The 25,250-nt window shown below is 62.4% G+C and carries 22 protein-coding genes; all 22 read left to right on the top strand.

Going from position 1 to position 25,250, the window contains the following annotated elements:
- The first annotated feature begins 1 nt into the window (after position 1).
- The 22 genes from nuoI to rseP all read left to right on the top strand — a co-directional run bounded on the left by nuoI (position 2) and on the right by rseP (position 25,180).
- Positions 2 to 490, top strand: coding sequence for an NADH-quinone oxidoreductase subunit NuoI (gene nuoI / locus VB618_RS09585; RefSeq protein ID WP_329796392.1), 489 nt, complete (start codon positions 2 to 4; stop codon positions 488 to 490).
- Between the two features lie 138 nt (positions 491 to 628).
- Entirely contained in the window at positions 629 to 1,243 is a 615-nt protein-coding gene (locus VB618_RS09590) for an NADH-quinone oxidoreductase subunit J (protein WP_329796393.1), read from the top strand.
- Positions 1,244 to 1,254: 11 nt separating this feature from the next.
- Positions 1,255 to 1,563 carry an NADH-quinone oxidoreductase subunit NuoK gene (nuoK, locus tag VB618_RS09595; protein ID WP_027316571.1) on the top strand — a complete coding sequence of 103 codons (309 nt, stop codon included), beginning with the start codon at positions 1,255 to 1,257 and terminating at the stop codon, positions 1,561 to 1,563.
- A gap of 29 nt (positions 1,564 to 1,592) precedes the next feature.
- On the top strand, positions 1,593 to 3,659 hold the full coding sequence (nuoL, locus tag VB618_RS09600) for an NADH-quinone oxidoreductase subunit L (RefSeq protein WP_329796394.1): 2,067 nt from the start codon (positions 1,593 to 1,595) through the stop codon (positions 3,657 to 3,659).
- Entirely contained in the window at positions 3,659 to 5,170 is a 1,512-nt protein-coding gene (locus tag VB618_RS09605) for an NADH-quinone oxidoreductase subunit M (protein WP_329796395.1), read from the top strand. Before nuoL ends, VB618_RS09605 begins: the two co-directional genes overlap by 1 nt.
- 7 nt (positions 5,171 to 5,177) lie before the next feature.
- Positions 5,178 to 6,617, top strand: coding sequence for an NADH-quinone oxidoreductase subunit NuoN (gene nuoN, locus VB618_RS09610; RefSeq protein WP_329796521.1), 1,440 nt, complete (start codon positions 5,178 to 5,180; stop codon positions 6,615 to 6,617).
- 2 nt (positions 6,618 to 6,619) lie between these two features.
- Complete coding sequence (locus VB618_RS09615; RefSeq protein WP_329796396.1) at positions 6,620 to 7,450, top strand: biotin--[acetyl-CoA-carboxylase] ligase; 831 nt, start codon at positions 6,620 to 6,622, stop codon at positions 7,448 to 7,450.
- On the top strand, positions 7,450 to 9,123 hold the full coding sequence (locus VB618_RS09620) for a ribonuclease J (RefSeq protein WP_329796397.1): 1,674 nt from the start codon (positions 7,450 to 7,452) through the stop codon (positions 9,121 to 9,123). The genes VB618_RS09615 and VB618_RS09620 overlap by 1 nt, the downstream gene beginning before the upstream one ends.
- Before the next feature lie 26 nt (positions 9,124 to 9,149).
- Positions 9,150 to 9,554: a methylmalonyl-CoA epimerase gene (mce, locus tag VB618_RS09625; protein WP_329796522.1), complete on the top strand. Its 405-nt coding sequence runs from the start codon at positions 9,150 to 9,152 to the stop codon at positions 9,552 to 9,554.
- 10 nt (positions 9,555 to 9,564) lie between these two features.
- Positions 9,565 to 9,900 carry a DUF1467 family protein gene (locus VB618_RS09630; protein WP_329796398.1) on the top strand — a complete coding sequence of 112 codons (336 nt, stop codon included), beginning with the start codon at positions 9,565 to 9,567 and terminating at the stop codon, positions 9,898 to 9,900.
- Positions 9,901 to 10,296: 396 nt separating this feature from the next.
- Entirely contained in the window at positions 10,297 to 11,625 is a 1,329-nt protein-coding gene (gene proS, locus VB618_RS09635) for a proline--tRNA ligase (RefSeq protein ID WP_329796399.1), read from the top strand.
- Between the two features lie 6 nt (positions 11,626 to 11,631).
- Positions 11,632 to 12,921, top strand: a complete 1,290-nt coding sequence (locus VB618_RS09640) for a lipoprotein-releasing ABC transporter permease subunit (RefSeq protein ID WP_329796400.1) — start codon at positions 11,632 to 11,634, stop codon at positions 12,919 to 12,921.
- A 2-nt stretch (positions 12,922 to 12,923) separates the two neighbouring features.
- Positions 12,924 to 13,619 carry an ABC transporter ATP-binding protein gene (locus tag VB618_RS09645; RefSeq protein ID WP_329796401.1) on the top strand — a complete coding sequence of 232 codons (696 nt, stop codon included), beginning with the start codon at positions 12,924 to 12,926 and terminating at the stop codon, positions 13,617 to 13,619.
- Positions 13,620 to 14,012: 393 nt separating this feature from the next.
- Positions 14,013 to 17,486: a DNA polymerase III subunit alpha gene (dnaE, locus tag VB618_RS09650; protein WP_329796402.1), complete on the top strand. Its 3,474-nt coding sequence runs from the start codon at positions 14,013 to 14,015 to the stop codon at positions 17,484 to 17,486.
- 179 nt (positions 17,487 to 17,665) lie between these two features.
- A complete protein-coding gene (locus VB618_RS09655) occupies positions 17,666 to 18,700 on the top strand; it encodes a 30S ribosomal protein S2 (protein WP_329796403.1) in 1,035 nt (344 codons plus the stop codon).
- A gap of 105 nt (positions 18,701 to 18,805) precedes the next feature.
- Positions 18,806 to 19,735, top strand: coding sequence for a translation elongation factor Ts (gene tsf / locus VB618_RS09660; RefSeq protein WP_329796404.1), 930 nt, complete (start codon positions 18,806 to 18,808; stop codon positions 19,733 to 19,735).
- A gap of 72 nt (positions 19,736 to 19,807) precedes the next feature.
- On the top strand, positions 19,808 to 20,521 hold the full coding sequence (gene pyrH / locus VB618_RS09665) for a UMP kinase (protein ID WP_442931743.1): 714 nt from the start codon (positions 19,808 to 19,810) through the stop codon (positions 20,519 to 20,521).
- 70 nt (positions 20,522 to 20,591) lie between these two features.
- The gene (frr, locus tag VB618_RS09670; RefSeq protein WP_329796406.1) at positions 20,592 to 21,152 is read left to right on the top strand and encodes a ribosome recycling factor; all 561 of its coding nucleotides are present in this window, start codon (positions 20,592 to 20,594) and stop codon (positions 21,150 to 21,152) included.
- Positions 21,153 to 21,242: 90 nt separating this feature from the next.
- Positions 21,243 to 21,950: an isoprenyl transferase gene (locus tag VB618_RS09675; RefSeq protein ID WP_329796407.1), complete on the top strand. Its 708-nt coding sequence runs from the start codon at positions 21,243 to 21,245 to the stop codon at positions 21,948 to 21,950.
- 2 nt (positions 21,951 to 21,952) lie between these two features.
- Positions 21,953 to 22,807, top strand: coding sequence for a phosphatidate cytidylyltransferase (locus VB618_RS09680; protein ID WP_329796408.1), 855 nt, complete (start codon positions 21,953 to 21,955; stop codon positions 22,805 to 22,807).
- Between the two features lie 6 nt (positions 22,808 to 22,813).
- The gene (gene dxr, locus VB618_RS09685; RefSeq protein WP_329796409.1) at positions 22,814 to 23,998 is read left to right on the top strand and encodes a 1-deoxy-D-xylulose-5-phosphate reductoisomerase; all 1,185 of its coding nucleotides are present in this window, start codon (positions 22,814 to 22,816) and stop codon (positions 23,996 to 23,998) included.
- 18 nt (positions 23,999 to 24,016) lie between these two features.
- Positions 24,017 to 25,180: an RIP metalloprotease RseP gene (gene rseP, locus VB618_RS09690; protein WP_329796410.1), complete on the top strand. Its 1,164-nt coding sequence runs from the start codon at positions 24,017 to 24,019 to the stop codon at positions 25,178 to 25,180.
- The last annotated feature ends 70 nt before the right edge of the window (positions 25,181 to 25,250 follow it).

Here is a 25,250-nt window from a genome sequence, read left to right on the forward strand (position 1 = left end):
CATGCAGCTCGACCGCATTGCCCAATCCCTCCTGCTGAAGGAGTTCATCTCGGGCTTCATCCTGACGGTGAAATACTTCTTCAAGCCGAAGGCGACCCTCAACTATCCGTTCGAGATGGGCCATCGCGGGCCCCGCTTCCGCGGCGAGCACGCCCTGCGGCGCTACCCCAACGGGGAAGAGCGCTGCATTGCTTGCAAGCTCTGTGAGGCGATCTGCCCGGCGCAGGCCATCACTATCGAGGCCGGCCCGCGCCGCAACGACGGCACCCGCCGCACGACCCGCTACGACATCGACATGGTGAAGTGCATCTATTGCGGCATGTGCCAGGAGGCCTGCCCGGTGGATGCCATCGTGGAGGGGCCGAACTTCGAGTTCTCCGTGGAGACCCGTGAGGAGCTCTACTACGACAAGGCCAAGCTTCTTGAGAACGGGGAGCGCTGGGAGCGCGAGCTCGCGAAGAACCACGCGAAGAATGCCCCCTATCGGTAATAGCGCCTCTGGCCCGACAAGGGCAGGGGGCTAGCAGCTCCGGCGGGTTGTCCCCGCCGGATTCGGAATTTATAGACAGGTCGCCGGGTTGTCCGGGGCCACGTCGGAAGGGGCCGCCTCAGGCGGCTTGAACTGAGCATGACGGTTACCGCCGCCTTCTTCTACCTGTTCGCGACGATCACGATCGCCTCCGGCTTCATGGTGATTGCCTCCCGCAATCCCGTGCAGTCGGTGCTGTTCCTTATCCTGGCCTTCGTGAATGCGGCGGGCCTGTTCCTGCTGATGGGAGCCGAGTTCCTGGCGATGATCCTGGTGATCGTCTACGTGGGCGCGGTCGCGGTGCTCTTCCTCTTCGTCGTCATGATGCTCGACGTGGATTTCGCGGCGCTCCGTCAGGGCTTCCTGCAGTATCTGCCCATCGGCGGCCTCATAGGATTGATCCTCCTGCTGGAACTGATCCTCGTGGTCGGCACCTATACCATCGACCCCGGTCTGGTCCGGTCCCCGGCCGTGCCGATCCCGTCGGCCGACGTCATGACCAACACCGAGGCCATCGGGCAGGTGCTCTATACCCGCTACTTCTACTTCTTCCAGGCCGCCGGCCTGATCCTGCTGGTCGCGATGATCGGCGCCATCGTCCTGACACTGCGCGAGCGGGTGGGCGTGCGGCGCCAGGACATTTCCAAGCAGAACGCCCGGACGCAGGAAACGGCCGTCGAGGTGCGGAAGGTTCCCTTCCGCCAGGGCATCTAAGGAGGCACGCCATGGTTATCGGACTGGGTCATTACCTCACCGTCGCCGCCGTGCTCTTCACGCTTGGCGTGTTCGGCATCTTCATCAACCGGAAGAACGTGATCGTCATCCTGATGTCCATCGAGCTGATCCTGCTCGCCGTGAACATCAACATGGTCGCCTTCTCGACCCACCTGAACGACATCGTCGGCCAGATTTTCGCCATGCTGATCCTCACGGTCGCAGCGGCGGAAGCAGCCATTGGCCTGGCGATCCTGGTGGTCTTCTTCCGCAACCGCGGCTCCATCGCGGTTGAAGACGTCAACATGATGAGGGGCTAACGCCCGCACGATCGGCGAAGTAAACGCACATGTATCACGCAATCGTCTTCCTGCCGCTCGTCGGCTTCCTCATCGCAGGCCTCTTCGGCCGCGTGCTTGGTCCCCGTCCGAGCGAGATCATCACGACCGCACTGCTCTTCGTGGCGGCGGTCCTGTCCTGGGTGTCCTTCATTCAGGTCGGCTTCGGCGTGAACATGGAACCTGGTGCCGGACCTTTCGTCGAGCGCATCCAGGTGGCCCATTGGATGTCGGTTGGCGACCTCCAGGTCGATTGGGCGTTCCGGATCGACACGCTGACGGCCATGATGCTGGTGGTGGTGAACACCGTCTCGGCTCTCGTGCACCTCTACTCCATCGGCTATATGCACGAGGACCCGCACCGCTCGCGCTTCTTCGCTTACCTGTCGCTCTTCACCTTCACCATGCTCATGCTGGTGACCGCCGACAACCTCGTCCAGATGTTCTTTGGCTGGGAGGGTGTGGGCCTCGCGAGCTACCTGCTCATCGGCTTCTGGTACCAGAAGGATTCCGCCAACGCGGCGGCCATGAAGGCCTTTATCGTCAACCGTGTCGGAGATTTCGGCTTCCTGCTCGGCATCTTCACGGTCTTCGTCCTGTTCAACGGCGTGACCTTCGACTCGATTTTCCCGCGCGTGGCTGAACTCGCCAATGCCAACTTCACCTTCCTCGGCATTGAGTGGCATGCCCTTACCATCGCTTGCCTGTTGCTGTTCATGGGCGCCATGGGCAAGTCGGCTCAGTTCCTGCTCCACACCTGGCTGCCAGACGCTATGGAAGGCCCGACCCCGGTCTCGGCCCTCATTCACGCCGCCACCATGGTGACCGCGGGCGTGTTCATGGTGGCGCGCCTGTCGCCGATCTTTGAGTACGCACCGGCGGCTCTGACCGTCGTCACCGTCATCGGCGGCATCACGGCCTTCTTCGCGGCCACCGTCGGCCTCGTGCAGAACGACATCAAGCGCGTTATCGCCTATTCAACCTGCTCGCAGCTCGGCTACATGTTCGTCGCTCTGGGTGTTGGGGCCTATAGCGCTGGCGTGTTTCACCTCTTCACGCACGCCTTCTTCAAGGCCCTGCTGTTCCTGGGCGCCGGCTCGGTCATCCACGCCATGCACCACGAGCAGGACATGCGCCACATGGGTGCCCTGCGCCGCTACATCCCCATCACCATGGCGATGATGCTCATCGGCAATCTGGCCCTGACCGGCTTCCCATTCACGGCAGGGTACTACTCGAAGGACGCGGTCATCGAGGCGGCCTATGCGGCTCACTCGACCGCGGGCTCCTTCGCCTTCCTGGCAACAGTTGTTGCCGCATTCATGACCTCGTTCTACTCCTGGCGCCTGTTTTTCTTGACCTTCGAAGGCAGCGCGCGCTGGGGGCACGGCCATCATGGCGATGCTGCTCATGCTCCTCATGACCATGAGGGCGTGGAGCATGACGATCACAACCGCGATGCCGAGCCGGCAATTCATGCCCAGCATGAGCATGGTCACCATGGGGACCACACGCCCCATGAGAGCCCGCTGGTGATGCTGCTGCCGCTGATCGTGCTCGCCATTGGAGCGGTCGTTGCCGGTATCGTCTTCCACGATGCTTTCATCGGCGAAGGCTATCAGGAATTCTGGAAGGGCGCCCTGTTCACCCGGCCTGAGAACCACATCCTGGAGGCGATGCATCATCTCCCGGGTTGGGTGCCGCTCCTGCCGTCCATCATGATGGCCCTTGGCCTGGCACTCGCTTATTATATGTATATCGTCGATACCAAGCAGCCGGCGAAGCTCGCGGCCGATCACCCGATCCTGTACCGCTTCCTGCTCAACAAGTGGTACTTCGACGAGCTGTACGACGCGATCTTCGTGCGTCCCGCCATGGCCATCGGCCGGTTCTTCTGGCGCATGGGCGACCAGCGCATCATCGACGGCCTTGGTCCCGATGGCATCTCCGCCCGCGTTCTCGACGTGACGCGTGGGGTGGTTCGGATTCAGACGGGCTATGTCTATCACTACGCCTTCGCGATGCTGATCGGCGTTGCGGCTCTCGTGACCTTCTATCTCTTCAGGGGAGCCCACTAATGCTCGGCTTCGGCATCCTCTCCGGCCTTCTCGTCCTCCCGCTCGTCGGTGCGGCCTTCATCCTGACCCTGCGCGGCGACAGCGAGGCTGCTCGCTCCAACGCCCGCTGGGCTGCGCTTGCCACGACGATTGCGACCTTCCTGCTCTCGCTCGTCGCCTGGTCGCGGTTCGACACGGCTACGGCGTCTTTCCAGCTTGTGGAAAGCCATGTGTGGCTGACCGACACCATCCGGTTCAAGCTCGGCGTCGACGGCTTCTCCATGCCGCTCATTCTGCTCACCACGTTCCTGATGCCGTTCTGCATCCTGGCTTCGTGGGAATCGATCGGGCATCGGGTGAAGGAATACTTCGTCGCCTTCCTGGTCCTCGAGACCACGATGATCGGCGTCTTCTGCGCCCTCGACCTCGTGCTGTTCTACCTGTTCTTCGAGGCGGGTCTGATCCCGATGTTCCTCATCATCGGCATCTGGGGTGGCAAGCGGCGCATTTATGCCAGCTTCAAATTTTTCCTCTACACGCTGCTCGGCTCCGTGCTGATGCTGCTCGCCATCATGGCCATGTACTGGCAGGCCGGCACCACGGACATCCCGACGCTTCTGGCGTTCAAGTTCCCGTCGAACCTGCAGACCTGGCTCTGGCTGGCGTTCTTCGCCTCCTTCGCGGTGAAGATGCCCATGTGGCCGGTTCACACCTGGTTGCCAGACGCCCACGTGGAAGCTCCGACGGCAGGCTCGGTGATCCTGGCTGGCGTTCTGCTGAAGATGGGCGGCTACGGCTTCATCCGTGTGTCGCTGCCGATGTTCCCGGAGGCCTCTGAGTACTTCGCTCCCCTGGTCTTCGCCCTCTCGGTCATCGCGATCGTCTACACCTCGCTGGTCGCCCTGATGCAGGAGGACATCAAGAAGCTCATTGCCTATTCCTCCGTGGCGCATATGGGCTTCGTGACCATGGGCCTGTTCAGCATGAACGAGCAGGGCATCCAGGGCGCCATGTTCACCATGATCTCCCACGGTCTTATCTCTGGCGCTCTCTTCCTGAGTGTGGGCGTGATCTATGACCGGATGCACACCCGCGAGATCAAGGCCTATGGTGGCCTGGTAAACCGGATGCCCATGTATGCCGTGGTGTTCCTGATCCTGACCATGGCCAACGTGGCCTTGCCAGGCACCTCGGGCTTCATCGGCGAGTTCCTGACCCTGATGGGAGCCTTCCGGTCCAACACCTGGGTGGCGTTCTTTGCGACCACGGGCGTGATCCTCTCAGCCGCCTATGCGCTCTGGCTCTACCGTCGGGTGGTCTACGGAGAGCTCGACAAGCCGGCGCTTCAGACGATCACGGACCTGAACCGCCGCGAGATCATCACCTTCGCGCCGCTCATCCTGCTCATCATCTACTACGGCGTGCAGCCCGGTCCGATCCTCGACGCCTTCGCGGCGCCGACGGAGTCGCTTCTCAACAACGTTCAGGCCGCGCTCGCCACCGTGAAAACGGCCGCTGCCGCTGCACACTGAGGTCATGATGAACCCCGCCTTCACCATTCCTGATTTCGGTCCCCTGCTGCCAGAGATTCTTATGGCGGCTGGAGCCCTCGTCATGGTCCTGTTCGGCGCCATCCGCGACGAGCGGCCGGGCTACGGTATGAACATCATCGCCCTGGCGCTTCTGGCCGCGACCTTCGTGGCGGTACTGATGTTGCCGAGCGAGCGTGTTGAGACCATGGGCGGCTCCTTCGTGATCGACGGGTTCGCCAAGTTCATGAAGGCCCTGACGCTCATCGCCTCTGCCGGCGGCGTCATCCTCTCGCTGGACTACATGCGCCGCGAGGGCATCAGCCGCTTCGAGTATCCAATCCTGATCGTGCTCTCGACCATCGGCATGATGATGGTGATCTCGGCCAACGACCTGATCGCCCTCTATATCGGCCTTGAGCTGCTCAGCCTGTCCTCCTACGTGATCGCCGCCTTCGACCGGGACAACGTCCGCTCCACGGAGGCCGGCCTGAAGTACTTTGTGCTCGGCTCGCTCTCGTCGGGCATGCTGCTCTACGGCTCGTCCCTGGTCTACGGCTTCTCCGGCAGCATCTCATTCCCGGTGATCGCCACGGTCCTTCAGGGCAACGTGAGCATCGGCGCCATCGTCGGCCTTGTCTTTGTGGCCGCTGGTATTGCCTTCAAGATCTCCGCCGTGCCGTTCCATATGTGGACGCCCGATGTCTATGAAGGCTCGCCGACGCCGGTCACCGCCTTCTTCGCCGCTGCTCCCAAGATGGCCGGCATGGCCATGGCGACCCGCGTGTTCATCGATGCCTTCCCGGGCATCCTGGTGCAGTGGCAGCAGATCATCGTCTTCATCTCGATCGCCTCCATGGTGCTCGGCTCCTTCGCGGCGATCGGCCAGCGCAACATCAAGCGCCTGATGGCCTATTCCTCCATCGGCAACGTGGGCTATGCGCTGATCGGCCTCGCAGCCGGCACAGCCGAGGGTATCCAAGGTGTCATCGTCTATATGGCGATCTATCTCGCCATGACGCTTGGCACCTTCGCGGTTATCCTCGGCATGCGCCGCGGCAACGTGATGTACGAGACGGTGGACGATCTCTCCGGGATGGCACGCACCCATCCGGTGCTCGCCTTCTGCCTCGGCATGATGATGTTCTCGCTCGCTGGCATTCCGCCGCTCGCCGGCTTCTTCGCCAAGTTCGCGGTGTTCAACGCAGCCATCGAGGCCAATCTGGTGGCGCTTGCGATCATCGGCGTCGTGACCAGCGTAGTCGGCGCCTACTATTACCTGCGTATCGTGAAGGTGATGTACTTCGACGAGCCTGCTGAGCGCTACGATGCCATGCCCGCGGGTGTGAAGTTTGTGCTCGCCCTCTGCAGCATCTTCGTCGTCCTCTTCGGCATCGTTCCGGCGCCGCTGGTGGCGGCGGCACGCGCCGCCGCAAGCTCACTGTTCTGATCGTGCAGCTGTCGCCTGAGACCGAGTCTGCCGGATACAGGCTGCTCTCCCTCGAGGCGACAGGCTCGACGAACGACGACGCCCTCCAGGCAGCCCGGTCGGGCGATCCGGGCCAGATCTGGATCACCGCCGGCGAGCAGCTTGCGGGCAGGGGGCGCCACGGCCGGCAATGGTCGTCGCCGCGCGGCAATCTTTATGCCAGCCTATTGCTGATCGATCCTTGTGAAGTGGCGTCCGCGCCACAACTCGGCTTCGTGGCTGGACTTGCCCTGCACGAGGCGGTCGAGGCCGTCACAGGTCTCGGCGCCCCACGTCTCGCCCTCAAATGGCCGAACGATCTTCTGCTCGACGGAGCCAAGGTCTCGGGCCTTCTCCTTGAAGGGCACAGGCTTAAGTCCGAGGGAGCGCTCGCCATAGTGATCGGCTTCGGCGTGAACGTGTCGTTTGCTCCGTCCGGTACGCCATATCCTGCAACGAGCCTGCAGCAGGTGAAGGCGAACCTGACCCGCAATGAGGTTTTCCTTGCTCTCTCTTCGGCCTTTGCCAGGACGTTCGCGGCCTGGCGGGCATCGTCCCGCATGAATATGTCCGATCCCTTTGGCGCCATTCGCAAGCTCTGGCTCGAGCGCGCCGCCGGAATAGGGCAGGAGGTCACCCTCCGGCTACCCTCTGGTGAGACGCGTGGCGTCTTCGAAGGGCTCGACCGGTTCGGGCGCCTGCAACTCAAGGGCGCCGCCGGCGTGGAACTCATCGATGCGGGCGACCTTTATTTTCCCAATTTGCTGCACGATATAGCCAAGCCCGGCGCTGGCGCAAAAAGGTCTCAACATTGATGGCTTCCCACCAGGACGAATTGATTTTCCTCCCTCTCGGCGGACTCGGCGAGATCGGCATGAACGCTGCCCTTTATGGCTTCGGGCCGGAGAGGGACCGGCAGTGGATTCTCGTCGATTGCGGCATGGGGTTCGGCGGTGAGGAGAACCTGCCTGGCATCGACGTCGTCTATCCGGATCTGCGCTTCATCGAGGAGGAGCGCCACAATCTTCTAGGCATCTTCATCACACATGCCCACGAGGACCATATCGGCGCCCTCGTCGAGATGTGGCCTCGCCTTAACGCGCCGGTTTATGCGACGAAATTCGCCATCGGGCTGTTGGAAACGCGCCGCCTGTCGGAGCCCAACGCGCCCAAGGTCGACCTCAACCAGATTGCCCCAGGCCAGCGCCTGAAGCTCGGCCCCTTCGACATCGAGTATGTGCCCGTCGCTCACTCGATCCCTGAGTCCAATGCCCTTGCCATCCGGACGCCGCACGGCCTCGTGGTCCATACTGGCGACTGGAAGCTCGACAGCACGCCTTATCTCGGCAGCCTGACCTCAGAGGAGACCTTCCGCGCTCTTGGCGACGAAGGTGTTCTCGCCCTTGTGTGCGATTCAACCAACGTGGTGCGCGAGGGTACGAGCCCGAGCGAGGCGGACGTCTCCAAGAATTTGGCTGCACTGATCAAGGATGCACCGCACCGGGTTGCCGTCACGACCTTCGCATCCAATGTCGCCCGCATCCGCTCCGTGGCTGAGGCCGCACGGGAATGCGGGCGCGAAGTGGTGGTTGTCGGTCGTGCGATGGATCGCGTCGTCGATGTGGCGAAGGAATGCGGTTACCTCGATGATTTGCCCGAATTCCGCTCGGCTGAGAACTTCGGCTACATGCCGCGCGATAAAATCGTCGCTATTCTCACAGGGTCTCAAGGAGAGCCCCGTGCCGCTCTCGCTCGCATCGCCCAGGACGAGCACCCGGATATCGCGCTCTCCCCCGGCGACAGGGTCATCTTCTCTTCCCGCGCCATCCCAGGGAACGAGAAGGCGGTCGGCTCCATCATCAACAACCTCATCGACCAGGGGGTCGAGATCATTACGGATCGCACGGAGTTGGTTCACGTCTCGGGCCATCCTCGCCGGGGCGAACTCGCCCAGATGTACCAGTGGACCCGCCCTCGCATCGCAATCCCGGCTCACGGCGAGCCTCTGCACCTGAGCGAGCACGCGAAGTTCGCACGCCAGCAGGGCGTGCAGGAAGTTGTCCGTGCGAAGAACGGCAGCATGGTTCGCCTTGCTCCTGGTCCCGCCGAGATTGTCGACACAATTCCGGCAGGACGTCTCTATCGCGACGGTAACATCGTGACCGGGGCCGGTGATCGGGCACTCCCGGAGCGTCGCAAGCTCGCTTTCGCCGGCATCGTGACGGTCGCAATTGCCATCAACGACCGGGGCGAACTCGTGGGCGATCCGGTCATCGATGCCATGGGCCTGCCGGACAAGAACCGACAGGGTCGTGACTTGACCGACATCATTGCAGATACGGTGGCTGACCTGCTTGATGGCCTTTCGAAAGCCAAGCGCCGGGATCCGGAGGCAGTCGAGAATGCCGTCCATAGGGCAGTCCGCGCTTCCGTGAACCAGGAATGGGGCAAGAAGCCGGCCTGCCACGTGCTCGTTATCGAGGCATAAGACGCCATAGGGTAAAGGGGACCATGATGATCGGACGTCTCAATCATGTCGCCATCGCCGTGCGCGATATAGCGGCGGCTTCCGAGCTCTACCGCAGCAGCCTCGGGGCCCAGGTGTCTGCCCCTGAGCCACTCGAGGAGCACGGCGTCACGGTGGTTTTCATCTCCCTGCCCAACACCAAGATCGAGCTGCTGGAGCCTCTCGGCGTGGAGTCTCCAATTGCCCGATTTCTGGAGAAGAACCCGGACGGCGGTATGCATCACATCTGCTATGAGGTGGACGATATCAACGTTGCCCGAGACCAGCTTGTGAAATCCGGGGCCAGGGTCCTCGGCTCAGGTGAGCCGAAGATCGGAGCGCATGGAAAACCCGTGCTTTTCCTGCATCCCAAGGATTTCAACGGCACCCTCATCGAACTCGAACAAGCCTGAGGACAAGCTGTTGATAAACCTAGTCAAAGCCCTCTCCGGAGGATTCTGGTCGACCCTGGCCGTAGTCGTCGTCATCTCCGCGATCGCCATTGCTGTGGCTGTCAATGCTTTCGGCCTGCAGGTCAGCGGCGGCTTGGCCCTCTATTTCGTGATCTGGTGGATCCTGCTCTTTGCCGTTCTGCCTTTCGGCGTTCGTAGCCAGGTGGAGACCGGCGAGGTGGTCCGGGGGAGCGAGCCGGGAGCGCCTGCGCTTCCCGCCCTGCGTGAAAAGGCTATCTGGACCACACTGGTCGCTTCGGTGGTGCTGGTGATTGTCGCTGCTGTCTTCCCACTGGCGGGGCTCTGAAGAGTCTCCGACGAAAGCCCCAAAAGAAAAAGCAAGGCTTTCGCCTTGCCTGAACTGCCTTTTGGCAATTTTTAATCCCTGGCTTTCTCAGGCCAGCGCCTCTGTCTGGCGCTTGGGGATCTTGTTCCTCCCGAAACTCGGACCGCAGTCTCTGACCTTTGAAGGCCTTAAGACATTAGGACTTTGTTTATAGTCACCTTCCGTTGGGGTGTCACCTTTCTTAGGCAGCCGATGGTGCAAATTTCGGCATTTCAGGTATTCATCTTTGGTCTAATTTATCTCGCCGCAGGCCCTGCGAACTGATGACAGCTTGTCTTTTACCCAGGGCCTGTGTTGTGTGCTGGAAACGAGTCGTTACTCAGCTTCTGTTCAGATCGAGACTTTTAAAGGCGTCCTATGCGTTTGAGCCGCTACTTCCTCCCCATTCTTCGCGAGACGCCGAAGGAGGCGGAGATCGTCTCCCACCGCCTGATGCTGCGCGCGGGCATGATCCGCCAGGAAGCGGCCGGCATCTACGCTTGGCTGCCGCTGGGCCTGAGGGTCCTGAACAAGATCAATGCCATTGTCCGCGAGGAGCAGAACCGCTCCGGCGCCGTCGAGCTCCTCATGCCGACGATCCAGTCGGCGGATTTATGGCGCGAGTCGGGCCGCTACGACGCCTACGGTAAGGAGATGCTGCGCATCCAGGATCGCCACGAGCGCGAGATGCTGTTCGGCCCCACCAACGAGGAAATGATCACCGAGATCTTCCGGGGCTATGTGCGCTCCTATAAGGATCTGCCTCTGAACCTTTATCACATCCAGTGGAAGTTCCGCGACGAGGTGCGCCCGCGCTTCGGCGTCATGCGCTCCCGCGAGTTCCTGATGAAGGACGCCTATTCCTTCGATCTCGATCAAGCCGGCGCCGTCCATTCCTACAACAAGATGTTCGTAGCGTACCTGCGCACCTTCGCCCGGATGGGCCTGAAGGCTATCCCGATGCGGGCAGATACAGGCCCCATTGGCGGCAACCTGAGCCACGAGTTCATCATCCTGGCCTCGACGGGTGAGAGCGAGGTGTTCTGCCACGCGGATTACCTGAACTTCGACATCCCGGTGGCCGACACCAATTTCGACGACATTTCTGGCCTCCAGAGCACCGTCGACAAGTGGACGTCGCTCTATGCAGCCACATCGGAGATGCACGATGCGGGTGCCTTCGATGCGGTGCCTGCCGACAAGAAAATGTCCGCGCGCGGCATAGAGGTCGGCCACATCTTCTATTTCGGCACCAAATACTCCGAGCCCATGGGCGCGAAGGTCATGGGGCCGGACGGCCAGGAGAGGTCGGTCCATATGGGCTCCTATGGCATTGGTCCCAGCCGCCTGATCGCCGCGATCATCGAGGCCAGCCACGACGAGAACGGGATCATCTGGCCTGAAGGTGTGGCGCCGTTCGAGGTAGCGATTCTCAACCTGAAGGCTGGCGATGCCGGCACTGATGCCGCCTGTGAGAAGCTCTATAACGAGCTCTCCGCCGCCGGTCGCGACGTGCTCTATGACGACCGCGACGAACGTCCCGGCGGCAAGTTCGCCACCGCCGACCTCATCGGCGTGCCGTGGCAGGTGGTGATCGGGCCTAAGGGGCTTGCGGAAGGCAAGGTAGAACTGAAGCGCCGCGCCACCGGCGAGCGTGAGACACTTTCCCTTGAGGATGTGGCCGCCCGCCTAGGCGGACATAAATAAGCCCCCATGGCCAAGGCACCGGAAGCCAAAGCAACACCGTCAGGGACAAAACCCTTCTCACTCTTCGAGTGGATGCTCGCCGGGCGTTACCTGCGCACGCGTCGGCGGGAAGGCTTCGTCTCGGTCATCGCCGGTTTCTCGTTTCTTGGGATCATGCTCGGGGTCGCTACGCTGATCGTAGTGCTCTCGGTCATGAACGGCTTCCGCAAGGAGCTGCTCGACAAGATCGTCGGCATCAACGGCCATATCTTCGTGGCACCGATAGAAAGCCCGCTGACCGATTATCCGGAGGTGGCTGCGCGCATTGCCGCCGTGCCGGGTGTCCGGCGCGCCATTCCGCTGGTCGAGGGGCAGGCCTTCGGCTCGTCGCAGTACAACGGCAGCGGCGTTCTCGTGCGCGGCATTCGCCCTGAGGACCTGCAGAAGATCGAGCATATCTCCGGCAACATTCGCCAAGGCACGCTCGAGAACTTCGAGGAAGGCGAGGGGGTTGCGATCGGCCGGCGTCTCGCCGATGCGCTGTCACTCCAGGCGGGCGATACCTTTACGCTCATCACGCCGCGTGGTGCCTCCACGCCCTTCGGCACGGCGCCGCGGGTGAAGGGGTATCCGGTGAAGGCGATCTTCGAGATCGGCATGTCGGAGTTCGACTCCACCTTCGTGTTCATGCCGCTCACGGAAGCGCAGAATTACTTCAACCGCCAGGGCGACGTGCAACTGATCGAGGTTTACCTCGAGAATGCCGACCGGGTGGACGAAGCACGCATGGCCATCGATGAGGCGGCGGGCCGCCCGATCCTGATGACCGACTGGCGCCAGCGCAACCGCACGTTCTTCGGCGCCCTCGAAGTCGAGCGCAACGTTATGTTCCTGATCCTCACGCTCATCGTGCTGGTGGCGGCGCTCAACATCATCTCCGGTCTCATCATGCTGGTGAAAGACAAGTCTGAGGACATCGCTATTCTGCGGACGATGGGCGCCACACGTGGCTCCATCATGCGCGTGTTCCTCATCACGGGCGCCTCCATTGGCATCGTGGGAACGATCGCAGGTTTCGGCCTCGGTCTTCTGCTGGCGCTCAATGTCGAGACCATCCGCGATGTCATCTCGCGGCTCACGAGCACGAATCTCTTTCCGGCCGAACTCTACTTCCTGAGCCGCCTTCCGGCTGATGTGAATCCGACTGAAGTGGCGACCATCCTAATCATGGCTATGGTGCTGTCGCTGCTCGCGACCCTCTATCCGTCCTGGCGGGCCGCCAAACTCGATCCCGTCGAAGCGTTGCGTTACGGTTGAGTATGTCGCCAGTCCAGTCCCAACCCGCCTTGTTCCTGTCGAAAGTCGAGCGCCGCTACCCGCAAGGGGACAGCTTCCTTGAAGTGCTGCGCGGCGCAGACCTTGCAATCTGGCCGGGCGAGATCGTGGCGCTCGTGGCGCCTTCCGGCACGGGCAAGTCGACCCTGCTTCATGTGGCAGGCCTCCTTGAAAAGCCGGACGGCGGCGAGGTCTCCGTCGGCTCGAAGCAGACAGCCGCCATGAACGACCAGGACCGCACCCGCGTCAGGCGTGAAGAACTCGGCTTTATTTACCAGTTCCATCACCTCCTGCCGGAGTTCTCTGCTCTGGAAAACGTGGTGATCCCGCAGCTCATCCGCGGCCTGTCAAAGTCTGAAGCACAGGATCGGGGCAGGCAGCTCCTGACCTTCTTGGGTTTGGGCAAACGCCTCGACCACCGCCCTGGCGAACTCTCCGGCGGCGAGCAGCAGCGCGTCGCCATCGCCCGCGCGGTTGCCAACGCCCCGCGCCTGCTGCTGGCAGACGAACCCACCGGCAACCTCGACCCGAACACAGCCGACCGGGTCTTCCAGACCCTCGTGGCCATCGTTCGCGCCTCGAAGCTCGCGGCCCTCATCGCCACTCACAACATGGATCTCGCCGCCCGCATGGATCGGCGCGTAACCATCCGCGATGGGCTGATCGTTCAGCTGCCCTGAGTTTTCACTCTCTCATTCCGAGATCGGAATAGGCGTCTTCTAAGCGCGCCTATCTGCGCTTGATCGCGCCTTTACGCTTTATTGACTCCGTCCCGAAGCCGGGCTCTGCACAGGCTTTACACAGAACATCCAATGAACAAATATGAACATATTGGGAACACGGAGATCAAACCATGCTTCGCTTCATCATCGAGACCACCGCCGAAATCGCTTCGCTAGCTATGTTCGGATCGGCCGTGGCAATCTGGGCTCTGGTTCTTTCTCCCATCGCTTGATACCCGGAATCCACAACAACCCACGCTGATTCACAGGAACATGTTCCTCAACGTCCAGGGTTAGGCTTCCTTAGCAAGAATCGTGTCACTATGCGTGCCATTGAGTGAGTAGAGTTTCATGGCGCGCATTCTTCACGATATTGGCTTCGTTCATCTGCACGTCCACTCCTCGTATTCGCTGCTCGAGGGTGCCCTGAAGATCGCGCAACTGGCGAAACTTGCTGCCGCCGACAAGCAGCCGGCATTGGCGCTCACCGACACCAACAACCTCTTCGGCGCCCTCGAGTTCTCCGAGAAGATGGCGGGCTCCGGCATCCAACCCATCGCCGGCGTTCAGCTCTCGGTCTGCTTCGAGGAGGCGGACCCGGCGGCTCGCGTGGTGCCCCAGCCCGCCAACATCGTGCTGCTGGCGCAGAACGAGGAGGGCTATCGCAACCTCATGCGCCTCGTGAGCCACGCCTATTTCGGTGTGCCGCTGGGAGAAAACCCGCGCGTTGCCGCCCCCGCCCTCTCAGTTCACAGCGAAGGAATCATTGCGCTAACAGGTGGCTTCACGGGCCCCCTCGACAGCGCCCTGCGCACTGGTGGACGTCAAGATCTGGCGCAGGCTCGGCTCGATATCTTGAAGGAAGCTTTCGGCCATCAGCTTTATGTCGAAATCCAGCGTCATGGATTGGAAGACGAGCGCCTGATCGAGGGCGAGTTGTTGACGCTTGCGGACCGCAATGGTCTGCCCATCGTTGCCGCCAACGAACCCTTCTTCTCGGCGACGAAGGACTACGAGGCGCATGATGCGTTGCTCGCCATTGCGGAAGGGCAGATCGTCTCCAACCCGGATCGCCGCCGCCTCTCGCCGGAGCACCACTTCAAGACCCGTCAGCAGATGATGGAACTGTTCGCGGACCTGCCGGATGCGCTGCAGGCGAGCGTTGAGATCGCCATGCGCTGCGCGACGCGCGTGAAGACCCGCAAGCCTATCCTGCCGAGTTTCGGCACTGGCCCCGATGCCGCCACTCTCGACGAAGGGGAGGAGTTGCAGCGTCAGGCGGAAGAAGGTCTTGCCAAGCGCCTTGCCGCCCATGGCCCAGCGCCTGGGTTGACGGAGCAGGAATATCGCGACCGCCTTGCCTTCGAGGTCGGCATCATCCGCAAGATGCAGTTCCCCGGCTACTTCCTGATCGTGGCCGACTTCATCAAGTGGGCGAAGGATCACGACATCCCGGTGGGCCCGGGCCGTGGTTCCGGTGCGGGTTCACTCGTTGCCTATGCACTCACCATCACCGACCTCGATCCCCTGCGGTTCAGCCTTCTCTTCGAGCGCTTCCTGAATCCGGAACGCGTGTCGATGCCGGACTTCGACATCGACTTCTGCGTCGATGGGCGCGAGCGCGTGATCCAATACGTGCAGCAGCGCTATGGCGAGGAGCAGGTCGCCCAGATCATCACCTTCGGTACGCTGCTCGCCCGTGGCGTGCTACGCGACGTCGGTCGCGTGCTAGAGATGCCCTACGGCCAGGTGGACAAACTCACCAAGCTCGTGCCGCAGAACCCGGCCAATCCGGTGACGCTCGCCCAGGCCATCGAAGGCGAGCCGAAGCTGCAGGCGGCCATCGACGAAGAGCCCGTCGTCAAGCGCATGCTTGATATCGCGCAGAAGCTCGAGGGCCTGCACCGGCACGCGTCGACCCACGCGGCCGGCGTTGTGATCGGCGACCGTCCGCTGCAGGAACTGGTGCCGCTCTATCGAGACCCGAAGACCGGTATGCGCGTGACCCAGTACAACATGAAATGGGTCGAGCAGGCAGGCCTTGTGAAGTTCGACTTCCTGGGGCTCAAGACGCTCACCGTCCTGCGCGCGGCGATCGATCTCATTCGCCGCAAGGGTATCGAAGTTGACCTCTCGGCACTGCCCCTCGACGACCGCAAGACCTACGAGATGCTCCAGCGCGGCGAGACGGTCGGCGTGTTCCAGGTGGAATCGGCGGGCATGCGGAAAGCCCTCGTCGAGATGGAGGCGGACCGTTTCGAGGACATCATCGCCCTCGTGGCGCTCTATCGTCCGGGCCCGATGGCGAACATCCCGGTCTATTGCGCGCGCAAGCTCGGAAAGGACGAGCGCAACAAGAAGGATTGGTATTCCCACGACAAGCTCGAGCCGATCCTGCGCGAGACCTTCGGCATCATCGTCTATCAGGAACAGGTGATGGAGGTGGCAAAGGTCCTCTCCGGCTACTCGCTCGGCGACGCGGACCTTCTGCGCCGCGCCATGGGCAAGAAGATCAAGGCCGAGATGGACGCCCAGCGCGAGCGTTTCGTGTCCGGTGCGAAGGAGGGCGGTCTCGACAAGGCGAAGGCCAACGAGATTTTCGACCTGCTCGCCAAGTTCGCGGATTACGGCTTCAACAAGAGCCACGCGGCGGCCTACGCGCTCGTTGCGTTCCAGACGGCCTATCTGAAGGCCAATCATCCGGTCGAGTTCCTGGCCGCGTCCATGACGCTCGATCTCGACAACACCGACAAGCTGTCGGAATTCCGCCGCGAGGCCCAGCGCCTTGGCTTCAAGGTGATCCCGCCGTCCATCAACCGGTCTGGCGTGGTGTTCGACGTGCAGTACGACGAGAACGGCCAGGGGCAGATTCTCTACGCGCTGGCCGCCGTCAAAGGCGTCGGCCGGCATGCCATCGAGAGCGTGATCGAGGCCCGCGGGGACAAGCCGTTCAAGGATCTCGCCGACTTCGCCCGGCGCATCAATCCGCGCATGCTCAACAAGCGCACGCTGGAGAACCTGATCGCCGCCGGCGCCCTGGACGAGCTGGAGCCGGACCGGGCCAGGGCCTGTGCGTCCATCGACGCCATGATGAGCCTTGCCCAGCAATCCCATGAGGCAGCCAATGGCGGCATGGCCGACATGTTCGGGGGCGTCGCCTCGGCCGATGTCCAATTGCGCATCGGACCGTACGAGCCTTGGCCGGCGGCCGAGAGGCTGCAGCGTGAATACGACGCGGTCGGCTTCTTCCTCTCGGGCCATCCGCTCGACGAATACGGCGACCTTCTCAAGAAGCTGCGGGTTCAGACCTGGGTTGAGTTCTGCCGTTCGGTGAAGGCCGGCAACTCCGTCGGGCGGGTGGCCGCGACCGTGCTCGACCGTCAGGAGCGGCGGACCAAGACCGGCAACAAGATGGGCATCCTCACCCTCTCCGATCAGACGGGGCAGTTCGAAGCCATCATCTTCTCGGAAGGCCTCATGCGGTTCCGCGAAGTGCTCGAGCCCGGCGCCGCCGTGGTCCTGATGCTGCAGGCCGGGATGGAGGGCGAGGAGGTGAGGGCGCGAATCGGCATTGCTGAGCCGCTCGAAGAGGCTCTCGCCAAGCACCAGAAGGGCATGCGGATCTTTCTGCGGGACGAGCGGCCCATTTCGAGCGTGCAGGAGCGCCTGAAGGCGAGAGGAGAGGGCGAGGTCTCCCTGGTCCTGATTCTCGACGACGGCGACCGGGAGGTCGAGGTCAAGCTTCCCGGCAAATACATGGCCTCGCCTCAGATCGCCGGAGCTCTCCGGGCTGTGCCGGGGGTTGTGGACGTGCATATGAACTGAGCCGCCTCCCCCCTCTCCCCATTGCGGGAGAGGGGGAAGTCGCGCTTGCATTCCTCCCACTTTCCGCCTATATGCGCCCGCATCCCACACGCGGAATCCCCTCATGAATCCATGAGGAACCCCCGGTGGCCGGAAAGTCCGGTCCACTGTTCCGCGGAGGCTTAACCGGAGAATAGACTATGGCGCTTCCTGAATTCTCGATGCGCAGCCTTCTTGAGGCTGGCGCTCACTTTGGCCACCAGTCCCACCGCTGGAACCCGAAGATGGGTCAATACATCTTTGGCACCCGCAACAACATCCACATCATCGATCTCGCTCAGTCGGTCCCGATGCTGCACCGCGCCCTTCAGGCCGTCAGCGACACCGTGGCCAAGGGCGGCCGCGTGCTGTTCGTCGGCACCAAGCGTCAGGCAGCCGATGCTGTCGCCGATGCGGCTAAGCGCTCGGCGCAGTATTACGTGAACGCTCGCTGGCTCGGCGGCATGCTGACCAACTGGAAGACGATTTCCGGCTCGATCTCGCGCCTGCGCAAGGTCGACGAGATCCTCGCCGGCGGCGGCCAGGGCCTCACGAAGAAAGAGCGCCTCATGCTTGCCCGCGAGAAGGAAAAGCTCGAGCGCGCTCTCGGCGGCATCAAGGACATGGGCGGCACGCCCGACCTGATCTTCGTCATCGACACCAACAAGGAGCAGTTGGCGATCCAGGAGGCCAAGCGCCTCGGTATCCCGGTGGCGGCCATCGTCGACACCAACTGCGATCCGGACGGCATCACCTTCCCGGTTCCGGCCAATGACGATGCCGGCCGTGCGATCGCGCTCTATTGCGATCTGGTTGCCCGTGCTGCCCTTGACGGCATCTCTCGCGGTGCCGGCGACATGGGTATCGACATCGGTGCTTCCGAGAACCCGATGGCCGAGGAACTCCCGGCCAACGACACTGCGGCTCCGGCGCCGGCTCCTGCCTATGAGGGTGAGCAGTTCGAACGTCTGGCGGCTCCCCGCGGCGCTCCGGACGACCTGACCAAGCTCAACGGGGTTGGCCCGCAGCTCGAGAAGAAGCTCAACGAAGCCGGCATCTTCCACTACTGGCAGCTTGCCGCCATGCAGCCGGCCGATTCCGCTCAGCTCGACAAGGACCTGAAGCTGAACGGCCGCCTCGAGCGCGATGGCTGGATCAACCAGGCCCGCTCCATGATCGAAGCCGCTGCTGCGTAAGCCTTACGGCGCCGCACCCTGCAGCGCCGCTTGAACGATTGACCGAGCCCGGCGTTCCACGAGCGCCGGGCTCCCTCTATGCAGAAACCTTTGAAAGGAACAGCCATGGCGAACATTACCGCTGCGATGGTGAAAGAGCTGCGCGAGACGACCAGCGCCGGCATGATGGACTGCAAGGCCGCCCTCGCCGAGACCAATGGCGACATGGAGGCCGCGATCGACTGGCTCCGCAAGAAGGGCCTCTCGAAGGCTGCCAAGAAAGCTGGCCGCGTGGCCGCGGAGGGCCTTGTGGCCGTCGAATCGTCGGGCCACACCGCCACGATCCTCGAGGTGAACTCCGAGACGGACTTCGTTGCCCGCAACGACGGGTTCCAGGCTTTCGTCCGTGAAGCCGCCAAAATCGGCCTCATGGGCAACGGCACCATCGAGTCGCTCGAGGCTGCCCACTTCCCGGGTTCGCAGACGACCGTGAAGGACCGTCTGCAGGAGCTCATCGCCACCATCGGCGAGAACATGACCCTGCGTCGCGTCGCCAAGCTCGAAGTCTCGAAGGGCGTGATCGCCACTTATGTCCACAACGCTGTCACCGAGGGCCTCGGTAAGATCGGCGTGCTCGTGGCACTTGAGTCTGAAGGTGACGTGACCGTTCTCGGCGCCCTCGGTCGCCAGATCGCCATGCACGTGGCTGCCACCAGCCCGCTGGCTCTTGACGCTTCCGGCGTTGATCAAACCACCATCGAGCGCGAGAGCGCCATTCTGCGTGACAAGAATGCCGGCAAGCCCGACAATGTCATGCAGAAGATCATCGAGAGCGGACTGAAGAGCTACTTCAAGGAAGTCACGCTCCTTGAGCAGCCCTTCGTGCACGATCCTTCCAAGACCGTGACCCAGGTGCTCAAGGAAGCCGAGTCCAAGGCCGGCAAGCCGGTCACCCTGAAGGCCTTCGTCCGCTATGCCCTCGGCGAGGGCATTGAGAAGGAAGAGGCTCCGGACTTCGCGGCGGAAGTCGCAGCCCAGGCCGGTCTCAAGGCCTAAGTCGACCTTAAGCAAAACGGCGGCTCCTCAGCCGCCGTTTTCATGAGAGGGTTCGAAAAGAAAGGTCTGATGATGGCAACGTTCCGGCGCATCCTGGTGAAGCTCTCAGGCGAGGCCCTCATGGCCCCCGACGGCTACTGGCTCGATCCTCAGATCCTGACCTCTCTGGCAGAGGATCTGGCCCAGGCCACACGCGCCGGCTTCGAGATCGCCGTCGTCATCGGCGGCGGCAACATCATTCGCGGCGCCCGCATGAGCGCCGCCGGGTGGATCGACCGTCCCACCGCCGATTCCATGGGCATGCTCGGCACGGTCATGAACTCTCTCGCCGTCGAGACGGCCCTGAACGCCGCCGGCGTTCCGGCCCGCACCATGTCGGCGGTTTCCATGCCGACGATCTGCGAGACCTATGCCCGCCAGCCCGCCCTGCACCACCTGGACAAAGGCCAGGTGGTGGTTCTGGCCGGCGGGACCGGCAACCCGTTTTTCACCACCGACACCGCCGCTGTCCTGCGTGCCGCGGAACTGCGCTGCGATGCGGTGCTCAAGGCGACACAGGTGGACGGCGTCTACTCGGCCGATCCCAAGAAGGACCCGGATGCGGTGCGATTCGACCGCCTGACCCATGACGAGGCGATCGCCAGGGACTTGAAGGTGATGGATACGGCCGCCTTCGCGTTGGCTCGCGAGAGCAGATTGTCGATTATTGTGGGCTCGGTGCATGCTCCCAGCTCCGTGACGGCTCTTCTCCAGGGGAAAGTGCCCTCCACGGTTGTCGCCCCTTGATCCAAGGGTCTTGATGCTGGACCCTGGGGGGCGTAAGCCCGTTTAGATAGTTCGCGTAAGGACAAAACCGATGGCTACGACCTTTGATATCGCCGATGTGAAGCGCCGCATGCAGGGCGCCATCAACGCATTCAAGAACGACTTGGCCAGTCTCAGGACGGGACGCGCCTCCCCGAACCTGCTCGATCCGATCCAGATCGATGCCTATGGCGCATCGATGCCGATCTCGCAGGTGGCCACCGTCAACGTGCCGGAGCCGCGCCTGCTCAGCGTCCAGGTCTGGGACCGAGGCATGGTCGCCGCCGTGGAAAAGGCGATCCGCGAGTCGGATCTTGGCCTCAATCCCCAGACGGAAGGCCAAGTGATCCGCCTGCGCATCCCTGAGATGAACGAGCAGCGCCGCAAGGAAATGGTGAAGGTCGCGCACAAATATGCCGAAGAGGCGAAGATCGCCGTTCGGCACGTGCGCCGCGACGGTCTCGACCTCCTCAAGAAGCTTGAGAAGGACAGCGCGATCAGCGAGGATGACGGCACGCGTCATGCCGACCAGGTGCAGAAGGCAACGGATCAGTTCGTGGCCGAGGTCGACAGCATTTTGGTCGCCAAGGAAAAGGAAATCATGCACGTCTGATCCTTAAGGCGTGCATCGGAACAGGACATCATGAGCGGCGAAGCCAAACGGTTGGATCCAGCCTTTGCCTGCAGGGAAGCAGGCGAGGGGATGCCGGCCCACGTTGCCATCATCATGGATGGGAATGGCCGCTGGGCTGCTCAACGGGGCCTGCCGCGCTTTGAGGGGCACCGGCGCGGTGTCGAGGCGATCCGCCGCGCCGTCCGTACGGCGGGAGCCCTGGGGATCCGGTACCTGACCGTCTACAGCTTCTCCGCTGAAAACTGGCGGCGCCCGGCTGAAGAGGTCTCAGATCTCATGGGCCTCCTCAAGCGCTTCGTCCGGCACGATCTGGCCGAGCTTCACGCCAACAACATCCGGGTCAGGATCATCGGCGAGCGAGAGGGCCTGGCATCGGACATCCGCCTCCTCCTGGACGAGGCCGAACAGCTCACCCGTTCCAACACGGGTCTGACCCTGGTGATCGCGTTCAATTATGGTGGGCGGCAGGAGATCGTGAGCGCCATGCGGGCGCTGGCCCGAAGGGTGAAGGACGGCAGCCTCAATCCAGCCGATATCGATATGGATTCCGTCGAGGCGGCTCTCGATACCCATGGCATACCGGATCCGGATCTCGTCATCAGGACATCCGGCGAGCAGCGGGTCTCGAACTTCCTGACTTGGCAGACAGCCTATTCCGAGTTTGTCTTCCTGCCGTGCTACTGGCCTGATTTCGACGAGACCGCCTTCCAATCCGCCATTGACGAGTATTGCAGGCGCGACCGCCGGTTTGGCGGGCTGAGCGCTCGGGCTGTCTGACGATGGTTGTGGACGAAGGCTCATCGCCGCCTCACCCCAAGCCGGTCCCCTCCAAGGAGCTGACGACCAGAGTTCTGTCCGCTCTCGTCATGGTGGCTGCCGCGCTCCTCACGGCCTATCTTGGCGGCTGGGCCTTTGCCCTGTTCTGGCTGGCGGCTGGGATCGCCATCGTGGTGGAATGGACCGATATGACGGGGATTGAGCCCCGGCGGCTTGTTCAGGTCATTCTCGGTCTCGGCCTTGCAGCCATGACACTTCTGTTCCTGCTCGATGTCAGGTTGTGGCTTTCCCTTGCCGTAAGCCTCGCCTTCCTGGCCATCGGCGCCTTTGTGGTGTCCGGTGCTCAGAAGCGAATATGGACCGTTTCCAGCTTTATCTATGCAGCCCCGATTGTCCTCATCCCACCCATCGTGCGCGCTCATCCTGATCTTGGGATCCTCGGTCTCCTTTGGATGTTCGCCGTGGTGTGGGCCACCGATATCGCGGCTTATTTCACGGGTCGTACCTTAGGGGGGCCGAAGCTCTGCCCTCCAATCAGCCCCAAGAAAACCTGGTCGGGCTTCATCGGCGGGGTCGTTGCGGCAACGGCAGGCGGGCTCCTCGTAGCCTGGATCGGTCAGCGTTATGACATCACCCTGCCTCTGACGTTTCCTGGCATTGCCGCTCTTTCCATTGTTGCGTCCATTTGCAGTCAGGTTGGCGATCTAGGCGAGTCGGCACTCAAGCGCCATTGCCAGGTCAAGGATTCGAGCCATCTCATTCCGGGCCATGGCGGAGTCATGGATCGACTTGATGGCTTCTGGGCTGTCTGTCTCATCGTCGCCCTTGGTCTGTTGACCCTTGATCCCACCGTATAGGCCTTGATGACCCGTTCCCTCACGATCCTTGGAGCAACCGGCTCGATCGGCCGTTCGACGGCGGATGTTGTGCTGGCTCACCGCGACGCGTTCAGGGTTGAGGCTGTTGTGGGCGGCCGCGATGCCCTAGCCCTGGCGGAGGTCGCCCGTCGGCTCGGAGCAAAGTTTGCAGCCCTTGCCGACGAGCGCGGCGGTGAAGCCCTGCGACAGGCACTCTCCGGCACCGGAATCGACAGTGGAGCAGGGCAGACGGCCGTGTTGGAGGCTGCCAAGCGCGAGGCGGACATTGTTCTCGCTGCCATCAGCGGAACCGCAGGCCTCGCCCCGACCCATGCCGCTCTGAAGCCGGGGAGGCGGATTGCCCTCGCCAACAAGGAAAGCCTCGTCTGTGCCGGCGACGCCTTCATGGCCGATGCGCGCCGCGTCGGTGCCGAGATCATGCCGGTCGATTCCGAGCACAACGCCCTGGACCAAGCCCTTGCGGCCGGCCGCAATGGCGATGTGGAAAAGGCAATCATCACCGCGACAGGCGGGCCGTTCCGCAACACCCCGAGAGAGCAGATTGCCAAGGCCAGTGCCAAAGAGGCCTCGGCCCATCCGGTCTGGTCCATGGGTTCGAAGATCAACATCGACTCCGCGACCTTGATGAACAAGGGCCTCGAGTTGATCGAGGCTCATCATCTGTTCGGTCTCGGCGCAGACCGTCTCGACGTGCTTGTCCACCCGGAGGCCATCGTCCACGGCTTGGTTCAATGGACCGATGGCGCCGTGACGGCAGGGCTCGCCCTGCCCGACATGAAGGTACCGATTGCCAATGCTCTGCGGGGCGACGGGCGCCTGAGAATGGACCTGCCTCGTCTCGATCTTGCCGCGATTGGCCGTTTAAGCTTCGAGCGGCCCGATGACGACCGTTTCCCGTGCCTGTCCTTGGCAAAGGCGGCGCTCAGGGCCGGAGGGGCTATGCCCACGGTCTTGAATGCCGCCAACGAGATCGCCGTCGGGGCCTATATGGCGGGCGCAATCGGATTTTACGATATTTCCGAAATTGTTGAGCGGGTTTGCTCGACTTTTTCCGGAAGACAGATTTCAACCCTGTCGACCGTCGCGGAGGCCCTGGCTATCGATCAGGAGGCCCGGGCGATGGCGCGCAGGCTCATTCCAGCCCCTGTCGAAGCCGTGCAGCTTCGATAGGGCGCGAAAGGAACACAGATGGACTTTCTCTCGATGATCGGTGGTGCAACAGGCTCCCTGTTCCTGACTCTGATCGCTTTCCTCGTCGTGCTCACGGTCGTGGTTTTCGTCCACGAGTTCGGCCATTTCTGGGTCGGTCGCCTGTGCGGGGTTGGCGTGACCGCCTTCTCCATCGGCTTCGGACCCGAACTGGCAGGCTGGACGGACAGGAAGGGGACGCGGTGGAAGCTCTGTGCCATTCCTCTGGGAGGGTACGTGAAGTTCGTTGGCGATCTCAACGCCGCCAGCGTGCCGGACCAGGGCCAGCTCGATCAGATGCCGGTCGAGCAGCGTGCCATCAGCTTCCCTCACCAGAATGTCGCTAAGCGGGCTGCCATCGTGGCGGCGGGGCCGATCGCCAACTTCATCCTGGCGATCGCGATCTTTGCGGGCTTCAACTACTTCAATGGACGGGCGGTTCTGGAGCCGCGGATCGAGGCGGTTCAGGCTGGCAGCGCGGCCGAGAAGGCTGGTTTTCAGCCCAAGGACCTGATTCTGACCGTCGACGGCAGGGTCATCCAGACCTTTGCCGACATGCAGCTCATCGTGAGCTCCAGCGGGGGCGAGCCGCTCGCGTTCACGGTGGAGCGCAATGGGCAAACGGTTCCCTTGACGGCAACGCCGAACTTCGTCGAACGGACCAGTCCTTTCGGCAAGCAGCGGATTGGCCTCCTAGGCGTTGAGGTGTCCCGAGACCCTTCGGCCGTCAAGCGCCTGACCTATTCTCCCTGGGGTGCCGTGAAGGCTGCCGTGGTCGAGACCTGGAACCTCGTCGAGCGGACAATCAATTTTATCCGCCGTCTGGTGATGGGGGTGGAATCGGCCGATCAGCTCTCGGGGCCCATTGGAATCGCCAGGGCTTCCGGAACCGCTTTTGACATCGGCGGGGTCTACAGCCTTGTCAGCCTGATCGGCTTCATGTCGGTTTCCATCGGTCTCATTAACCTTTTTCCCATTCCCCTGCTGGATGGCGGCCACCTTCTGTTCTATGCCATTGAGGCCGTGCGCGGCCGTCCTCTGAGTGAGAAAGCCCAGGAAATTGGCTTCAGAATCGGATTTGCCCTGGTGGCGATGCTCATGCTGTTCGCCACTTGGAATGATCTTGTTCACCTTGGCACCAGTTTTATGAGCCCGGGATCGTGACAAGGACGCCACGCAGGATAAAAATCGCTACTCTGTTGTGGACGCGCCGTTTGCAATAGCGGCGAAAGTT

Origin of the sequence: Microvirga sp. CF3062, from assembly GCF_036314045.1 — a bacterium.
Taxonomy (GTDB): domain Bacteria; phylum Pseudomonadota; class Alphaproteobacteria; order Rhizobiales; family Beijerinckiaceae; genus Microvirga.

Excerpts from the sequence above, each read along its gene's own strand:
- nuoI (WP_329796392.1), top strand. The coding sequence starts at position 2 with ATGCAGCTCGACCGCATTGCCCAATCCCTCCTGCTGAAGGAGTTCATC.
- VB618_RS09590 (WP_329796393.1), top strand. The coding sequence starts at position 629 with ATGACGGTTACCGCCGCCTTCTTCTACCTGTTCGCGACGATCACGATC.
- nuoK (WP_027316571.1), top strand. The coding sequence starts at position 1,255 with ATGGTTATCGGACTGGGTCATTACCTCACCGTCGCCGCCGTGCTCTTC.
- nuoL (WP_329796394.1), top strand. The coding sequence starts at position 1,593 with ATGTATCACGCAATCGTCTTCCTGCCGCTCGTCGGCTTCCTCATCGCA.
- VB618_RS09605 (WP_329796395.1), top strand. The coding sequence starts at position 3,659 with ATGCTCGGCTTCGGCATCCTCTCCGGCCTTCTCGTCCTCCCGCTCGTC.
- nuoN (WP_329796521.1), top strand. The coding sequence starts at position 5,178 with ATGAACCCCGCCTTCACCATTCCTGATTTCGGTCCCCTGCTGCCAGAG.
- VB618_RS09620 (WP_329796397.1), top strand. The coding sequence starts at position 7,450 with ATGGCTTCCCACCAGGACGAATTGATTTTCCTCCCTCTCGGCGGACTC.
- mce (WP_329796522.1), top strand. The coding sequence starts at position 9,150 with ATGATCGGACGTCTCAATCATGTCGCCATCGCCGTGCGCGATATAGCG.
- proS (WP_329796399.1), top strand. The coding sequence starts at position 10,297 with ATGCGTTTGAGCCGCTACTTCCTCCCCATTCTTCGCGAGACGCCGAAG.
- VB618_RS09640 (WP_329796400.1), top strand. The coding sequence starts at position 11,632 with ATGGCCAAGGCACCGGAAGCCAAAGCAACACCGTCAGGGACAAAACCC.
- VB618_RS09645 (WP_329796401.1), top strand. The coding sequence starts at position 12,924 with ATGTCGCCAGTCCAGTCCCAACCCGCCTTGTTCCTGTCGAAAGTCGAG.
- dnaE (WP_329796402.1), top strand. The coding sequence starts at position 14,013 with ATGGCGCGCATTCTTCACGATATTGGCTTCGTTCATCTGCACGTCCAC.
- VB618_RS09655 (WP_329796403.1), top strand. The coding sequence starts at position 17,666 with ATGGCGCTTCCTGAATTCTCGATGCGCAGCCTTCTTGAGGCTGGCGCT.
- tsf (WP_329796404.1), top strand. The coding sequence starts at position 18,806 with ATGGCGAACATTACCGCTGCGATGGTGAAAGAGCTGCGCGAGACGACC.
- pyrH (WP_442931743.1), top strand. The coding sequence starts at position 19,808 with ATGGCAACGTTCCGGCGCATCCTGGTGAAGCTCTCAGGCGAGGCCCTC.
- frr (WP_329796406.1), top strand. The coding sequence starts at position 20,592 with ATGGCTACGACCTTTGATATCGCCGATGTGAAGCGCCGCATGCAGGGC.
- VB618_RS09675 (WP_329796407.1), top strand. The coding sequence starts at position 21,243 with ATGCCGGCCCACGTTGCCATCATCATGGATGGGAATGGCCGCTGGGCT.
- VB618_RS09680 (WP_329796408.1), top strand. The coding sequence starts at position 21,953 with ATGGTTGTGGACGAAGGCTCATCGCCGCCTCACCCCAAGCCGGTCCCC.
- dxr (WP_329796409.1), top strand. The coding sequence starts at position 22,814 with ATGACCCGTTCCCTCACGATCCTTGGAGCAACCGGCTCGATCGGCCGT.
- rseP (WP_329796410.1), top strand. The coding sequence starts at position 24,017 with ATGGACTTTCTCTCGATGATCGGTGGTGCAACAGGCTCCCTGTTCCTG.